The 15,357-nt window shown below is 67.9% G+C and carries 13 protein-coding genes and 1 pseudogene; 10 read left to right on the plus strand and 4 right to left on the minus strand.

The annotated features are described in order from the left end of the window. Window positions 1-226 precede the first annotated feature (226 nt). The 3 genes from glgA (at window position 227) to M2437_RS23140 (ending at window position 3,715) form a co-directional block, all read left to right on the plus strand. The gene (glgA, locus tag M2437_RS23130) at window positions 227-1,759 is read left to right on the plus strand and encodes a glycogen synthase GlgA (RefSeq protein ID WP_056463628.1); all 1,533 of its coding nucleotides are present in this window, start codon (window positions 227-229) and stop codon (window positions 1,757-1,759) included. Between the two features lie 225 nt (window positions 1,760-1,984). Further along, window positions 1,985-2,764, plus strand: a complete 780-nt coding sequence (locus M2437_RS23135; protein WP_003598615.1) for a Crp/Fnr family transcriptional regulator — start codon at window positions 1,985-1,987, stop codon at window positions 2,762-2,764. Between the two features lie 114 nt (window positions 2,765-2,878). Beyond that, window positions 2,879-3,715: an aldo/keto reductase gene (locus M2437_RS23140; RefSeq protein ID WP_015950788.1), complete on the plus strand. Its 837-nt coding sequence runs from the start codon at window positions 2,879-2,881 to the stop codon at window positions 3,713-3,715. Between the two features lie 21 nt (window positions 3,716-3,736). Here the strand turns inward: M2437_RS23140 and M2437_RS23145 are convergent, their stop codons facing one another. Beyond that, window positions 3,737-5,878 (minus strand): sensor histidine kinase, encoded by a 2,142-nt coding sequence (locus M2437_RS23145; RefSeq protein WP_253388787.1) that lies wholly within the window; start codon window positions 5,876-5,878, stop codon window positions 3,737-3,739. Between the two features lie 99 nt (window positions 5,879-5,977). Next, window positions 5,978-6,292: an Rdx family protein gene (locus tag M2437_RS23150; RefSeq protein WP_012253546.1), complete on the minus strand. Its 315-nt coding sequence runs from the start codon at window positions 6,290-6,292 to the stop codon at window positions 5,978-5,980. 245 nt (window positions 6,293-6,537) lie between these two features. On the opposite strand from M2437_RS23150, the gene M2437_RS23155 reads away from it, so the two are divergent. From M2437_RS23155 to M2437_RS23185, 7 genes and pseudogenes are all read left to right on the plus strand, one after another. After that, window positions 6,538-7,173: a LemA family protein gene (locus M2437_RS23155; protein ID WP_253388788.1), complete on the plus strand. Its 636-nt coding sequence runs from the start codon at window positions 6,538-6,540 to the stop codon at window positions 7,171-7,173. Window positions 7,174-7,192: 19 nt separating this feature from the next. Then, on the plus strand, window positions 7,193-7,978 hold the full coding sequence (locus M2437_RS23160) for a TPM domain-containing protein (protein WP_253388789.1): 786 nt from the start codon (window positions 7,193-7,195) through the stop codon (window positions 7,976-7,978). Beyond that, window positions 7,968-8,594 (plus strand): TPM domain-containing protein, encoded by a 627-nt coding sequence (locus M2437_RS23165; protein ID WP_253388790.1) that lies wholly within the window; start codon window positions 7,968-7,970, stop codon window positions 8,592-8,594. Before M2437_RS23160 ends, M2437_RS23165 begins: the two co-directional genes overlap by 11 nt. Before the next feature lie 299 nt (window positions 8,595-8,893). Continuing rightward, window positions 8,894-10,951, plus strand: a complete 2,058-nt coding sequence (locus M2437_RS23170; protein ID WP_003598607.1) for a carbon starvation CstA family protein — start codon at window positions 8,894-8,896, stop codon at window positions 10,949-10,951. 7 nt (window positions 10,952-10,958) lie between these two features. Continuing rightward, window positions 10,959-11,192 (plus strand): YbdD/YjiX family protein, encoded by a 234-nt coding sequence (locus M2437_RS23175; RefSeq protein ID WP_003598605.1) that lies wholly within the window; start codon window positions 10,959-10,961, stop codon window positions 11,190-11,192. Between the two features lie 388 nt (window positions 11,193-11,580). Beyond that, a pseudogene (locus M2437_RS23180) lies at window positions 11,581-12,871 on the plus strand (YjgN family protein). 7 nt (window positions 12,872-12,878) lie between these two features. Next, window positions 12,879-14,015: a M48 family metallopeptidase gene (locus M2437_RS23185; RefSeq protein WP_253388792.1), complete on the plus strand. Its 1,137-nt coding sequence runs from the start codon at window positions 12,879-12,881 to the stop codon at window positions 14,013-14,015. 96 nt (window positions 14,016-14,111) lie between these two features. Here M2437_RS23185 and M2437_RS23190 read toward each other — a convergent pair whose 3' ends face one another. Beyond that, entirely contained in the window at window positions 14,112-14,492 is a 381-nt protein-coding gene (locus M2437_RS23190; RefSeq protein ID WP_003598599.1) for a hypothetical protein, read from the minus strand. Window positions 14,493-14,776: 284 nt separating this feature from the next. Next, window positions 14,777-15,199: a nucleoside-diphosphate kinase gene (gene ndk, locus M2437_RS23195; RefSeq protein WP_003598598.1), complete on the minus strand. Its 423-nt coding sequence runs from the start codon at window positions 15,197-15,199 to the stop codon at window positions 14,777-14,779. Between the last annotated feature and the right edge of the window lie 158 nt (window positions 15,200-15,357).

Raw genomic sequence — 15,357 nt, forward strand, 5'->3', positions numbered from 1 at the left:
CGACCCGGCCCAAACCGGGAATGATGCGCAGACCGCTTTCGCCATTCGCCCAGCGCGGACAACCCATGATGGAAGCGCAGGCGTCCACTCAAAAATATTGGTCTGAACATGGCCTGAATTGTGCGATGCAACGGAACGGATTGCCTTCCGGAGCATTTCAATGCCGAGCGTAGCAGCGGCGGTTCCCGCCCTTCACCGGCCGCGCGGGTGGCGTAGGGGCGAGTCGATGGCTTACGTGGATCTCGGTGGGCTCCCGGTCGCCGATCCGCTGCCACCGACCTCCACCTTCGAGCCCCAGCCGAGACTTGGCAACGCTCTCCTACCCCGCATTCTCTACGCCACCCCTGAAATGGCGGATTTCGTGAAGACCGGCGGCCTCGGCGAGGTCGCGGGTGCCCTGCCCCGCTCCCTGCGCCGCCACTACGACGTCCGCGTCCTCATTCCCGGCTACGCGCAGGTGCTCGCCGGGCTCGACAACCTGACGATGATCGCCCGGTTCGGCAGCTTCGCCAGCGTTCCGGGCTGCGAACTCGGCTTCGGCACCACGCCGGACGGCCTCGGCGTCTACGTGCTGGTCGCCCCCGATCTGTACGAGCGCGACGGCACGCCCTACGGCGACGAGCGCGGCGATTTCGGCGACAACGACCTGCGGTTTGCCCGCCTCAGCCGGGCGGCGGCGGAACTGGCCGGGGGCATCGACCCGTTCTGGTCGGCCGACCTGCTGCACCTCAACGATTGGCAGACCGCGCTGGCCCCGGCCTACCTGTCCTGGCTCGGCATCCGCCGCCCGAGCGTGCTGACGATTCACAATCTCGCCTACCAGGGCCTATTCCACCGCGACAATCTCGGCCGGGTCGGCGTGCCGGACCACGCCTTCCAGATGGATGGCGTGGAGTTCTACGGGCAGCTCTCCTTCCTCAAGGCCGGCATCTATCACGCCTCGCATGTCACCACGGTGAGCGAGACCTATGCCCGCGAGATCACCACACCCGAGGGCGGCTGTGGCCTCGACGGCTTGCTCCGCACCCGCGCCGCGCAGGGTCGCCTGACCGGCATTCTCAACGGCATCGACGAGAGCTGGGATCCGCGCACGGACCCGCACCTCGCCACCCGCTTCGAGCCCGACGACTGGAAGGGTAAGCGGGCCAATGCCGACGAGGTGCGCAAGCAGTTCGGCATGGCGGTCTCCCGCGGGCCGCTCTTCGCCATCGTCTCGCGCCTCGTGCACCAGAAGGGCATCGACCTCAGCATCAGCGCCGCCGAGTCGATCGTCGCCGAGGGCGGTCAGCTCGTGGTGATCGGCCAGGGCGAGGGCCGGTTCGAGGAAGCCCTGCGCGATCTCGCCGGGCGCCATCCCGAGAATGTCGGCGTCCATGTCGGCTTCCGCGAAACCGAGGCGCGCCGCATCTTCGCCGGCAGCGACTTCCTGCTGATGCCCTCGCGTTTCGAACCCTGCGGGCTGGCGCAGATGTATGCCCAGCGCTTCGGCTCCCTGCCGATCGTGCGCCGCACGGGCGGCCTCAACGATACGGTCGAGGATGGGGTCACCGGCTTCACCTTCGGGGAGGCCTCGCCGAAGGGGCTGACCTCGGCGATTCGCCGTGCCTTCGAGACCTTCGGCCAGAAGAAGCGCCTCAACACCATGCGGCGCAGCGCCATGTCTCGCTCCTTCGGCTGGGATGGGGCGGCGCTGAACTACTGCAACCTCTACGCCCGCGCCTTCGGCAACCACACCGCCCGCCGTTGGAAGGCCGCCTGAGACACGACGGACACGGTTTTCGCCCGGCCCCGGACGAAAAGGGCCGTCGTGTCGGCCAACCCCGCGGCCCTCGAGTGAACCCCACATCCGCCTTCCCAAGGGAATCGACCGGATTGGGTCCAACGCCCGACACCCTTGCGGGAACATCGGGTCCGCAGGGGCGGTTTCTCGCAAAACTCCGTTCGTTTCCATGGCACGGAACGGCGCGATCCGCGTTGAGCGTCCATGGACGCGACTGTGACGCTCACGCGCACGAACCCTCTGATCCTTCGGCTTCGCTACGGCGCGGATCTCGACGCCGGAGATCGGGCCCTTTTGGCCGACCTGTCCCGCTCCAGCCGCAGCCTGGAGCCGCAGCAGGATATCGTGCGGGCCGGCGACCGGGCGGCGGGTGTCCACCTCGTCCTCGAAGGCTACGCCTTCCGCTACAAGCTCATCGATGACGGGCAACGCCAGATCCTCGGCCTGCTCCTGCCGGGTGATTTCTGCGATCTGCAATCGATCGTGCTCGGCCCGTCCGACCACTACATCGCCGCGCTGACCGCCTGCACCGTCGCCGACATCCCGCAGGACCGGGTCGATGACCTGGTTTTCCGCGATTCGCGTCTCGCCCGGGCGCTGTGGTGGGCGACCCTGGTCGATGAGAGCATCCTGCGGGAATGGCTCGCGAGCATGGGCCAGCGCTCCGCCGACAAGCGCATCGCCCACCTGTTCTGCGAATTGCTGCTGCGGCAGCAGCTCGTCGGGACGGCCGGGGAGCGCGACTGCCCGTTGCCTCTGACCCAGCCGATGCTCGCCGACATCCTCGGGATTACGACGATCCATGTCAGCCGCATCCTGCGCGATCTGCGCCTTGCCGGGCTGATCCAGTTGAAGGAGCGCCGGCTGCACGTTCCGGACGTCAAGCGCCTGCAGGCGTTCTGCGACTTCGATCCGACCTATCTGCACCTCGTCAGGATGCCCGATCGCGAGGCCGCCGAGGATCGGACGCGCGCCGGGCCCTGACGCGCGCGCAGCCCTGCCCCCCGGAAGGACGCCTGTACGGCAGGCAGGATCGTGCCGATTCTCCCTGCCCTGCCTCGGCCTGTCGCTCGGGCAGCGCATGAGAATAAAAACGCCATGACAGCCCCCGATCCCGTGCCGCAGATCGCTCTCAACGACGGGCGGTCCATCCCCCAGCTCGGCTTCGGCGTCTGGCGTCTGCAAGAGGCGGAGACGCCTGCCCTCGTCGGCACCGCGCTCGGCAGCGGCTATCGCTCGATCGATACCGCCGCGGCCTACGGCAACGAGGGCGGCGTCGGGCGCGGCCTTCGGGAGACGATCGTGTCCCGGGCCGAGGTGTTCGTGACGACGAAACTCTGGAACGACGCGCAAGGCTACGATGCGACACGGCACGCCTTCGACGACAGCCTCGCCCGGCTCGGCCTCGACCATGTCGATCTCTACCTGATCCACTGGCCCTGCCCCGACCGGGGGCTCTATCTCGACAGCTGGCGCGCACTGATCCGTTTGCAGGAGGAGGGCCGAGCCGCCTCGATCGGCGTCTCGAACTTCACCGAGGATCAGCTCGAACGGCTCGTGAACGAGACCGGCGTTACCCCCGCCCTCAACCAGATCGAGCTGCATCCGCGGTTCCAGCAGCGCAGCTTGCGCGCGGCCCATGTCCGGCTCGGCATCGTCACGGAAGCCTGGAGCCCCCTAGGCCAGGCGCAGGTGCTGGATGAACCCGCCATCACCCGGATCGCCGACCGACTCGGGCGCAGCCCGGCCCAGGTGGTGCTGCGCTGGCACATCGAGAACGGCTTCGTCGCGATCCCGAAATCCGCCACCCCCGCCCGGATGCACGAGAATATCGACGTGTTCGGCTTCTCGCTCACGCAAGAGGACCACGCGGCCATCGCCGGTCTCGATCGGGCCGACGGACGAATCGGGCCGGACCCGATGACGTTTCAGTAGGAGCCCGGCAGGGGCCGGCCCTTACCCCGCCAGCGGCAGCGGCTTCGTCGCAGCGAGTTGCGTGCCACCCTTGCGCTCCAGCAAGCCCGGCGGCGGCACCGGCGCATCGATGGTGCAGACGACGCCGTCCGGCTCGTAGAGCAGCTCGACCTTGCCCGCGAGTTCACGGGCGAGGCTGCGCTCGATCAGGCGCGAACCGAAGCCACGACGGGTCGGAGGCGAGACCGGCGGGCCGCCGCTCTCGGTCCAGCGCAGGGATAGCGAGAGTTCGGGCCGGCGCTGCACGGTCCAGGTGATCGTCACCCGCCCGCCCTCCTTGGACAAAGCCCCGTACTTGACGGCGTTGGTGCCGAGTTCGTGCAGGGCCATGGCGATGGACAATGCCAGACGCGGCGCGAGCCGCAGGCGTGGGCCCGATACGACGAAGCGCGATTCCTGCCCGTCCCCCGCCTCCAGCGGGCGGATCGCATCACCCACCACGGTCTTCAGCTCGGCGCCCTCCCAGCTCTCGCGGGTCAGCACGTCGTGGGCGCGGGCGAGCGCCAGCAGCCGCGCCTCGAAGGCAGCGCGGGCCGCGAGTGCCTCTTCGCCGTCGAGCCCACGCAGGGATTGCATGGCGATCGATTGGACGGTGGCCAGGGTGTTCTTCACCCGGTGGTTCAACTCGTTGATGAGCAGGCGCAGATGCTCCTCGGCCCGCTTGGCATCGGTGACATCGACGCTGCACCCGGTGAAGCCGAGGAAGGTGCCGTGGTCGTCGAGGCGCGGCACGCCCTCGCAGCGCAGCCAGCGGATTTCCCCGTTGCGGTCGACAACCCGCATCTCGGCCCGGAACGGATGCCGGTGCTCGAACGCCTCTTGGAATGTCGCCTGGAAAGCCGGCAGGTCCGGCGGATGCACGATCGACTCCCAGCCGCCGCCGGCCATCTCCGCCGCCGGACGGCCGAACAAGTGGTCGAAATGCATGTTGGCGAAGACCACCTCTGCGGTCTCGTCGGTCATCCAGATCAGCGCCGGGGCCGAATCGGCCATGTGGCGGAAGCGCGCCTCGCTCTCGCGCAAGGCCGCGAGGCCGCGTTGGGTCTCGGCGAGTGCCCGGTCGCGCTCCTCGCTGCGGGTGCGCAGCCGCAGCGAGGCTTCCGAGAGCACGTCGGCGAGACGGCGGATCTCGTGGATCGGCGAGGCGATCCGCGGGATTGCCTGCCCCCGCGCGAGGGCCGGCCCCGTCGCCGCGAGTTGGCGCAGGGGCTTCGAGACCCGCGACCACAGATGGACGGCGAGCACCGAGGAGGTGGCGAGCACGAGAAGGCCGAAGCCGCCGAAGGCCCAGATCCAGCGCCGCAGCCGCGCCTCGACCAGTTCGCGCGGGATGCTCGCCCCCACGGTCCAGCCGTTGAGCCGCGAGCGCGCCTCGACCACGGTGACAGGCTTGAAGTCGCGGTCGCGCCCCTCCCAGACGCCGGGGGTGCCCGTCGCCGTCTGGCGCAGGGTCGCGAGCCGGGGATTCCCGACCACGCCGGGTAATTCCGGCAGGCGTGCGAGTACGACGCTGTCGCGATCCGAGACCCCCGTGACCCACCCCCGGATCTGCTCGCGGGCGAGAATGCCGGCGATGCGGCTCAGGGGCACCGAGAAGCTGAGGATGAAGGCAGGCGTCTCCTCGATCCGCACCGGCACCGCGACGGCGTAATGCGCTTGATCCGGCATGGCCCCGGCGAGATAGCCGGTGACCATGGAGCGCTGCCCGCTCTCGATGAGTTCGCGGTCGATCGGCAGCGTTGTCACCGGCAGGGGCGCCCCCGGCTTCAGGGCAGTGTTGACGATCTGCTGTCCGTCCGGCCGGCGCAGAACGAGATCGAGGCCGACCGCCTCGCGCACGAGGCGCGCCTGATTCTCGAAAATCGCGAACTCGCTGTCCTTGAGCCGCGGCGAGGTGGCGAGCGTCTGCAGCACCGAGACGAGACCGGCGGTGTCGCGATCGATCGAGAGCGCGACGCCACGCACGTTCTCCCGTGCATCCTGCTCGAAGCGGGCGCGTTCGGTCGCGGCGTAGCGGGTCAGCAGGATCGCGGTGAAGATCAGGCCGGGGCCGATCAGCGCGATCACGAGCATGATCAGGTAGAACTGCGTGGAGAAGCCACGCTGGCCGAGCCGGGAGAGCATGCGTCGGATCAAGGCGTCCCGCGGCGTTGCGCTGAAGGGTTTGAGGATGGCGCCCGCGCATCATGCCCCAGCGCGGGTATACGTGCCAACTGCCCCGCCTCAGCCCTCCCGCCCGGCCCGATCGACATGCCCGAGATCCCGCCCCGGATCGAGCCGGTCGCGAACCCGCTGCTTGAGCACCTTCACATCGGGGAAGCCGCCATCGCGCACCCGCTCCCAGATGACGTCCGCGTCCAACTCGATCACGAACACCCCGCCCGTACCGGGCCGCAGGGCGACCTCGCCAAGATCGTCGCGGAAGGTGGAGAGAAGCTCCTGCGCCATCCACGCCGCACGTAGGAGCCATTGGCACTGGGTGCAGTAGGTGATGGTGATGCGAGGGCGGGTGGATGCCGGGCCGGATGCGTTGCTCATCGAGGGAAGGGCGCTTTCACGACAGGCGGACGCTGCCGATGCCGTTTATATCCTGCCGGACCTTGATCGATCCACCACCACGACCATCCGGTCACGCGCTCCAGGGCGCTCGAAGGACGAAGGAAATGGCATCCGGTCGAGGTGCCGAGACGATTGCCCGGATCCCGGCCCTTCCCGCAGCGGCCGGCCCTCCCTATCTCCGACGGCAAGCTTTGCCGCCAAGCTCGTCCCGGAGATCGCCCGTCATGTCCCTCTCCCTCAGCCCCGCGGTCCCCGCCCGCACGTCCGTTCTCGGCCGGATCATGTCCGCGCTTGCGGCGCTCTGGCTGGCGACCTGTCTGTCGGGGTGCGGGGCGATCAACCGGGTGCCGAGCCTGGAGGAGCAGGCAAAATCGTCCTGGAGCGAGGTGCAGAACCAGTACCAGCGCCGGGCCGACCTGATTCCGAACCTCGTCGAGACCGTGAAGGGCTATGCCAAGCAGGAGCAGGAGACCCTGACGCGGGTGACGGAAGCCAGGGCCAAGGCGACGAGCATCCAGGTCGATGCCTCGACGGTCAGCGACCCGGAAAAGTTCAAGCAGTTCCAAGAGGCGCAGAACCAGCTTTCGGGGGCGCTCGGACGGTTGCTCGCCTCGGTCGAGGCCTATCCGGACCTGAAATCGAACCAGAACTTCCTCGCCCTCCAGTCGCAACTTGAGGGGACGGAGAACCGGATCGCCGTGGCGCGGCGCGACTATATTCAGGCGGTCCAGGCCTACAACACCGAGATCCGCACCATTCCCGGCCGGTGGGTCGCCTCGTGGTTCTACCCGGAGGCGAAGCCGATGGAGACCTTTACTTCGACGCCGGGTTCAGAGCGCGCGCCGAACGTGAAGTTCTAGTTCGCCCTGCCAACTGGTGATGACGCGCCCCGATCGGACCGCTCGGCACCCCGTATTCGGCCCGCTGCCGGCGCTGTGGCTCGCGCTGCTGATCGTCGGCGGCCTCATGGGTCTCGCCCAAGCGGCCGAGCCCGACTTCCCCAAGCTCACGGGTCGGGTGGTGGATGCGGCCGGCATCCTCTCGCAGGAGACGCGGGCGCGGATCGACGGCAAGATCAAGGCCCACGAGGACAAGACGGGCGATCAACTCGTGGTCGCCACCGTGCCGAGCCTTCAGGACCGCACGGTCGAGGATTACGCCAACCGCCTCGCCCGGGCCTGGGGCATCGGCCAGAAGAAGACCAACAACGGTGTTCTGCTGCTGGTGGCCCCGAAGGAGCGCAAGGTCCGTATCGAGGTTGGGTATGGGCTCGAAGGCGCGCTCACCGATGCGCTGTCGAAGACGATCATCACGACGGCGATCACGCCCCGTTTCCGCCAGGGCGACTTTTCCGGGGGCGTAGAAGCGGGGGTCGACGCCATCCTTCCGATCCTCGCCGGCGATGCCGACGATTGGCAGCGCCGCGCGCCGGTGCGGGAGGACACGGTCGATCCCGTCACGGTGATCTTCTGGATCGTCGTCATCATCGCCCTCGTCGTCGTGCTGACGCGGATGAACGGCGGCGGACGACGCGGCCGGGGTGGCGGCTTCGTGGTGATCCCGGGGCAGTCCGGCGGCTGGAGCGGCGGCTTCTCCGATGGAGGTGGAGGATTCTCCGGCGGCGGCGGCTCGTTCGGCGGCGGGGGAGCGTCCGGTGACTGGTAGCGTGAGCATCCTCGATCCTGCCGCGCGGGAGCGGATCGCCGCAGCGATTGGGCGGGCAGAGACCGGAACGTCGGGCGAGATCGTAGTGCTGGTCTCCGCCAGCGCCGGGCTCTATCGCTCCCCCGGCCTCGCCTTGGCCCTGACGGTCGCCCTGGCCCTGCCCTGGCCCCTGATCCTGCTCACCGAGCTCGGTGCGGGTGAGATTGCGCTCGCTCAGGCGGCGACCGTGCTCGTCACGCTGCTGCTGACCCTGAACGAGCGTCTCCGGATCACTCTCACCCCGCGGCGCTGGCAACGCGAGCGCGCCCACGCCGCCGCCCGCCGCGAGTTCTTCGCACACGGTCTCACCGGAACGCGGGGACGCACCGGCGTGCTGGTCTATGTCGCCATGGCAGAGCGCTACGCCGAGATCGTTGCCGACAAGGGTGTGCGGGCCCGCGTGGACGAGGCGCAGTGGCGCGCCATCGTCTCGGAGCTGCTCGGTGCGGCCGGACGCGGAGCCCTCGGCGAGGGGCTCGTCTCGGCAGTGGAGCAGGTCGGCGCCGTGCTCAAGGCGGAGCTGCCGGGCAGCCACGGCGACAACCAACTCCCCAACCGCGTCATCGTCCTCGACTGAGACGTTCGAAGGCATTCCACGCGGCCCATCCGCTTCGGATCGAACGAAGCCACGCTTCGAATCGTCGGCTGCGTCCGGATGCCCGTTCCCCCGGTTGCCCTTCGCACGGGCGTTGATGGCACCGTGGCGCACTCATCCCAAGGTTCGGGTAACGCGGGATGGAAGATGTCACCACGGGTGCCGAGGGAACCTGCACCTGTGTGCTCACCGCAACTGGTATCGCAGGAAAAATTGCGCCAAACAGATCGGTGAAAGGCCGCCTGCATCAAGAATGCGGCCAATGACGGAGTGAGGCGTCGATGGGCGCAATACAGAAGCATGGGCCCTGGGCCCTGGTCGGGGCATTGGGCGCCGCGTCGCTGGCGGTGGTCGCCACGCAACGGGGCGAATCGATCAACGCCCTATGGGTCGTGGTCGCGGCGGTCTGCGTCTACCTGATCGCCTACCGCTATTATTCCCTTTTCATCGCCGACAAGGTGATGCGTCTCGATCCGAAGCGCGAGACCCCGGCCCACCGTCACAACGACGGCCTCGACTACGTTCCGACCAACAAATCGGTCCTGTTCGGCCACCACTTCGCGGCCATCGCCGGTGCCGGACCGTTGGTCGGCCCGGTGCTCGCGGCTCAGATGGGCTACCTGCCCGGCATGCTCTGGATCCTCGCCGGCGTCGTGCTCGCGGGCGCGGTGCAGGATTTCATGATCCTGTTCATCTCGATGCGCCGCGATGGGCGCTCGCTGGGCGAGCTGATCCGGGCCGAGCTCGGGGTGATCCCCGGCGTGATCGCCCTGTTCGGCACCTTCATGATCATGGTCATTCTGCTCGCCGTGCTGGCGATGATCGTGGTGAAGGCACTGGCCGAGAGTCCCTGGGGCACCTTCACCGTCGGCGCGACGATCCCGATCGCGATCCTGATGGGCCTCTATGCGCGCTATATCCGGCCGGGCAAGATCGGCGAGGTGTCGATCATCGGCTTCGTCCTGCTCATGGCCGCGATCGTCGGCGGCGGTCAGATCAATGAACACCCCACCTGGGGCCCCGCCTTCACCTTCACCGGCACCCAGCTCACGTGGATGCTGATCGGTTACGGCTTCGTCGCGGCGATTCTGCCGGTGTGGCTGCTGCTCGCCCCGCGTGACTACCTGTCGACCTTCCTCAAGATCGGCACCATCATCGGCCTCGCGCTCGGCATCGTCGTCGTCGCCCCGCACATGCAGATGCCCGCCACGACGAAGTTCATCGATGGCACCGGCCCGGTCTGGGCGGGCTCGCTGTTTCCGTTCCTCTTCATCACCATCGCCTGCGGCGCCGTCTCGGGCTTCCACGCACTGATCTCGTCGGGCACGACCCCGAAGCTCGTCAACAACGAGATGGACACCCGCTTCATCGGCTACGGCGGCATGCTGATGGAAAGCTTCGTGGCGATCATGGCGCTGGTGGCCGCCAGCGTGATCGACCCGGGCATCTACTTCACCATGAACTCCCCGGGCGCCCTGCTGGGCAGCACGCCGGAAACCGCCGCCGCTGCGGTGACGGCGCTCGGCTTCCCGATCGGTCCGGACGTCATCGCCCAGACCGCCAAGGATGTCGGCGAGCACTCGATCATCTCGCGCGTCGGCGGCGCGCCGACCCTCGCGGTCGGCATGGCGCACATCATCTCCTCGGCCATCGGCGGCAAGGCGATGATGGCCTTCTGGTATCACTTCGCGATCCTGTTCGAGGCCCTGTTCATCCTGACCGCGGTGGATGCGGGCACACGCGCCGGCCGCTTCATGCTGCAGGATCTGCTCGGCCTGCTCTCGCCGCGCTTCAAGGACACCTCGGCCTGGGGTCCGAGCGTGGTCGCCACCGCCCTGTGCGTCAGCGCCTGGGGCTACTTCCTCTACCAGGGCGTCACCGATCCGCTCGGCGGCATCTACACCCTGTGGCCGCTGTTCGGCATCTCGAACCAGATGCTGGCCGCCGTCGCGCTGACGCTGGCAACCGTCGTGATCTTCAAGATGAAGCGTGAGCGCTATGCCTTCGTCACGATCATCCCGACCGTGTGGCTGTGCATCTGCACCCTGACTGCCGGCTGGCAGAAGATCTTCTCGCCCGACCCGAAGATCGGCTTCCTCTCGCACGCCGACCGCTTCTCGGCGGCGATCGCGGAAGGCAAGGTGCTCGGCCCGGCCAAGAGCATGGCCGACATGCACAAGATCGTCTTCAACGACCGCATCGACGCGGCTCTGGCCGTGTTCTTCGTCGGCCTCGTCGTGGCGATCGCGGTGTTCGGCGTCATGGCCTGCGTTAAGGCCTACCGTGCCGATCGCTGGACGGCGCTCGAAGCCGATCCCCGTCTCGCCCCGGCGGAGTGAGGCCGTCATGACCGGAACCGCAACGTCGATGCAGAGCTTTCGCGAACGCCTTCAGGCCTTCAACAAGTGCGTTTGCGACGGCGCGCGGCTGATGGTGGGTCAGGGTGATTACGGGACTTATGTCGCCCATATCGCCAAAACCCATCCCGATCAGGCGCCGATGACCGAGCGTGAGTTTTTCCGCAACCGCGAGAACGCTCGCTTCGGCGTCGGCAACAGTTCGGGTTTTCGCTGCTGCTGAAGCGCCAACCTGCCTCTCGGAGGGGCAGTCCGTCCTTCCCGTGACGACATCGTGTGAAAACGCCGGGCTCCGTGATCGGGCCCGGCGTTTTCTTTTGGAAGCCCGTTCAGCGGGCCTCCCGTCAGCAGTGTCGATGCGCGCGACATCGCCGTGAGATGGGTGAACCGGAGCAGAGCAAAGGCGCGTGCCATTGGCGGGACGATCCCTCTCCGAGACATGATCCCGACGCGGTTTTCACGTGAAATTAACCCTGAAAACTCGGCGAAGCCCGCTCCGTGCACCGGCTTTCCATTGATCGATCGTTCCTAAAGCAGCGATTGCGACCTCCGGCCGTTGCAATGCAACCAGCGCGGCTTCTAGTCTCCCGGCAACGAGGGGGACTGCGACGATGGATCAATTGGCAGGCGTGCCGAGCCCGGCTGGGGCGCGGACGGGAGAGGTTGCGTTCGACCGGAAGGCGCCGGGGCTGACGGGCATCGTCGTCAAAGGCTTCCTGCTCTCGCTGATCACCTTCTCGATCTACCGGTTTTGGTACATCACCAATCTGCGGCGATACTTCTGGAGTCGCACCGTCGTCGCCGGCAGCCCGGCCGAGTATCTCGGCACCGGCAAGGAGCTGTTCCTCGGCTTCCTCGTGGCGCTCGCCATTCTGGTGCCGATCTACATCGTCCTGTTCGTGATCGGTCTCCTGAGCCCAGTGCTGGCGGCCCTGGCCGCGCCGATCTCCTTCATCGGCCTGTTCGTGCTCGGGCAATACGCGCTGTTCCGTGGCCGGCGCTACCGCGCCTCGCGCACGCGCTGGCGCGGCATCCGCCTCGGCCAGGACGGCTCGGGCTTCGCTTATGCCGGTCTTGCCTCCCTGTGGTGGCTCGCGACCTTCGCCAGCCTCGGCCTGGCCTTCCCCTTCATGCGCGCGGCGCTGGAGCGCTACCGCATCGACCACACGCTGATCGGCCAGAGCCGGATGCGCTCGACCGCGACCGGCCGCTCGATCCTGATGCCGTGGATGATGTTCTACATCGTTGCGTTGCTGCCGATTCTGCTGAGCGTCGCGGCACTGCTGGCGGCGACCGGATTCGACATCCCGAGCGATCTGCTGATCCAGGATCCGGCGAGTGAGAACAGCAAGTTCATCTTCAACCCGGCCTACGAGGACTCGCCGCTCGTGTCCTACGCCAGCGCTGTCGGGATCGCCGCCAGCGTGTCGATCCCGCTGGCGCTGCTGCTGATCCCCTACTATCGCGCTCGCGAGACCCGTGCCTTCTTCAATGCCGCCTCCCTCGGCGAGGCGAGGCTGGCCTCCTCGCTGAAGGCGCGTCAGTTCTACTTCCCCTATCTCGTCTACATGCTGGCGGTGATCGGCTTCATCATCGTCCTCGGCATCATCGCCGCTCTTCTCCTGCCCCTGATCGCCACGGACGGCGAGAATGCGGGCATCCAGGCCTTCGTCATCGCCTCGAGCGTGCTGCTCTATCTCGGGGCGATCCTCGGCACGAACGTGCTCTATGTCCGCATCATCACCGTGCGCCTGTGGCACGCGGGTGGCGACCACAATGCAGATCGAGAACCTACCGGCGCTGGAAGCGGTGCTGGCCTCGACGCGCGCTCCGGCTAGCGGCCTCAACGAGGGGCTGGCCGACGCACTCGATGTCGGCGGTGCACTCGAGATCGGGTTCTAGCCCTCTGATGGAGGCGATCACCGCGACCGGCACGTTCTTCGACGGCCTCAGCGCCCGGCCCCAGCCGGTGACGCTGAGGCTGACGTTCCGGCTCGAAGTCTCCGGCGAGGATGTGTCCCGCGACTGGAGCCTGCTCGACCTGCGCGCCGCCGACGCCGCCCCGCCCCTCATGCGGATCAATCACGCGCAGGGATCGGAGAGCGTCGAGTTCGCCGACGCCGCGTTCGCGGAAGCCCTGACGGCGCGATGTCCCGACCTGAACCGGACCGAGAGCGGAGGTGGCCTCACCCGTCTCGTGCTCTGGTCGATCGCGGCGGGCGTCTCCGTGCTGCTGACGGCCGTCTACGGTGTGCCGGCCGCCTCGAACCTGCTCGCCCCCTTGGTTCCGCAGGCGATCGAAGCGCAACTCGGGCGCAGCGTCGATGCCCAGATCGTCGGCCTGCTCGACGACCCGCCGCTCTGCAACGAGGCGGCGGGGCGGGCGGTGCTCGATCGGCTGACGGCGCGGCTTGCCGAGGGCATGGCGCTGCCGACGACGCCGCAGGTCAGCGTGCGCCAACACAAGGTCGCCAACGCGCTGGCCCTGCCGGGCGGCCGGGTGATCCTGCTCTCCGACATCCTTGCCAAGGCCAAAAGCGGCGATGAGCTGGCCGGCATCCTCGCGCACGAGTTCGGCCATATCGCCGCCCGCGATCCGATGCGCTCGGTGATCACGGCGGGCGGCACGTCGTTCCTGCTGAGCCTCGTGCTCGGCGATCTCACCGGCTCGACGGTGCTGGTGACGATCGGGCAGGCGGCGATTTCGGCGGGCTACTCGCGCGACGCGGAGCGGACGGCGGACGCCTACGCGGTGGCGGCGGTGAAGCGGGCCGGCGGGGACGCGGCCGCACTCGCCGCGATCCTGGAGCGCATCACCGACGCGGACGATGAGAAGCCGGACGCGACCTCGTTCCTGCGCTCCCATCCGGTCACGGCGGAGCGGGCCGCGCGGATCCGGTCTTTGGCGGGGGAGAAGTCGGCCGGCCCCGGCATCCTGTCCGAGGCCGAGTGGCAGAGCCTCCAGGGCATCTGCCCGAAGCCGACCAAACCGGAAAAGACCAAGCCGGACGACAAGGACACCAAGACGCCGACCGAGAAGCTGTAGATCCCGGACCTGAAAGGCCGAGATCTTGTCAGAGGTGCAGGTTCAAGCCCTGCACCTTTCTCAGGGGCGGCGCTCAGCGCCGCCCCCTTCATCGCATCAGACCGGACGCGGCAGCTTGCAGCTATCGAGCGCGTTCAGCGCCTTGGCGCGAGCGCTGTCGTTGAAGTAGCCGGTGGTGCGATAGGATGCGATCTCGTCCTTGTCGAGGGTGGAGAGGGTGCGCTCGGCATAGCAGCCGCACGGCGCCGCGAGCGCGTCCTCAGGCACCTTCTGGAACCGAGCCTGGGTGACGGTGCAGGCGTGGCGCACGCGGCCGGTCAGGTTGGTCTTCGTCGCGGTCTTCAGCGTCGGATCGGGCACGTAGCCTTCGAGCGAGGTGTACTGCGTCGAGCGGCCGGCGGAGTTGCAGGCGGCGAGCAGGGACACGAGGCCAGCCGCGACGAGCAGGCGGCCGGTGCGCGAAAACGTGAGGCGCATGGGAGCGAAAATCCGAGAGGGACGGGAAATCGTCGATCGATTCCGTTCTTCGGGCCGCCCGCCCCGCGCCGCTAGGGCAGGAGAGTCACACTCGGCCGGATTGCGCCCTGGAGGTCAGCCCCGCGCAAGCGCGAGCGCATTTCTCGCCGGCCCCATATGCGGAGCCGGCGAGGGTCGTGCCTTAGAGCGCTTTCCGACGAAGTGGACGCCGGTTCGGCGAAAGAAAACGCGTTCGAACAAAGACCGAGAGACGCCGGCCTGATGCAATCAGGCCGGAGACGGCTCTAGGCGGCGATGTCGGCGTCGTTGAAGAACTGCGCGATCTCGAGCCGGGCGTTGTCGGCGCTGTCGGAGCCGTGAACGGTGTTCTCACCGACCGACTCGGCGAACTGCTTGCGGATCGTGCCGTCGGCGGCCTGGGCCGGGTTCGTGGCGCCCATGACTTCGCGGTACTTGGCAACGGCGTTCTCGCCCTCGAGCACCTGCACGACTACGGGACCCGAGGTCATGAACTCGACCAGCTCACCGAAGAACGGGCGCTCCTTGTGCACCTCGTAGAACTTCTCGGCCTGCTCGCGGGTCATGCGGATGCGGCGCTGGCCGACGATGCGCAGGCCGGCGGCCTCGATCACGGCGTTGACCGCGCCGGTGATGTTGCGGCGCGTCGCGTCGGGCTTGAGAATGGAGAAGGTGCGCTCGTTGGCCATGGTCCGGTCCGGTTCGTTGGAGAAGAAAGGGGTCGCGCGACGCGCTGAAGGAGGGCGGGCTCGAAAGCCGCCCGAGAGATCGACCGTCCTGACAGTCGACGGCCTGGTTGGCGCCCGGCGCGCCGGGCTTATAGCGGTGGACCGGTAGGCCCTCAACC

This window comes from Methylorubrum pseudosasae, from assembly GCF_029504475.1.
Classification (GTDB): Bacteria; Pseudomonadota; Alphaproteobacteria; order Rhizobiales; family Beijerinckiaceae; genus Methylobacterium; species Methylobacterium extorquens.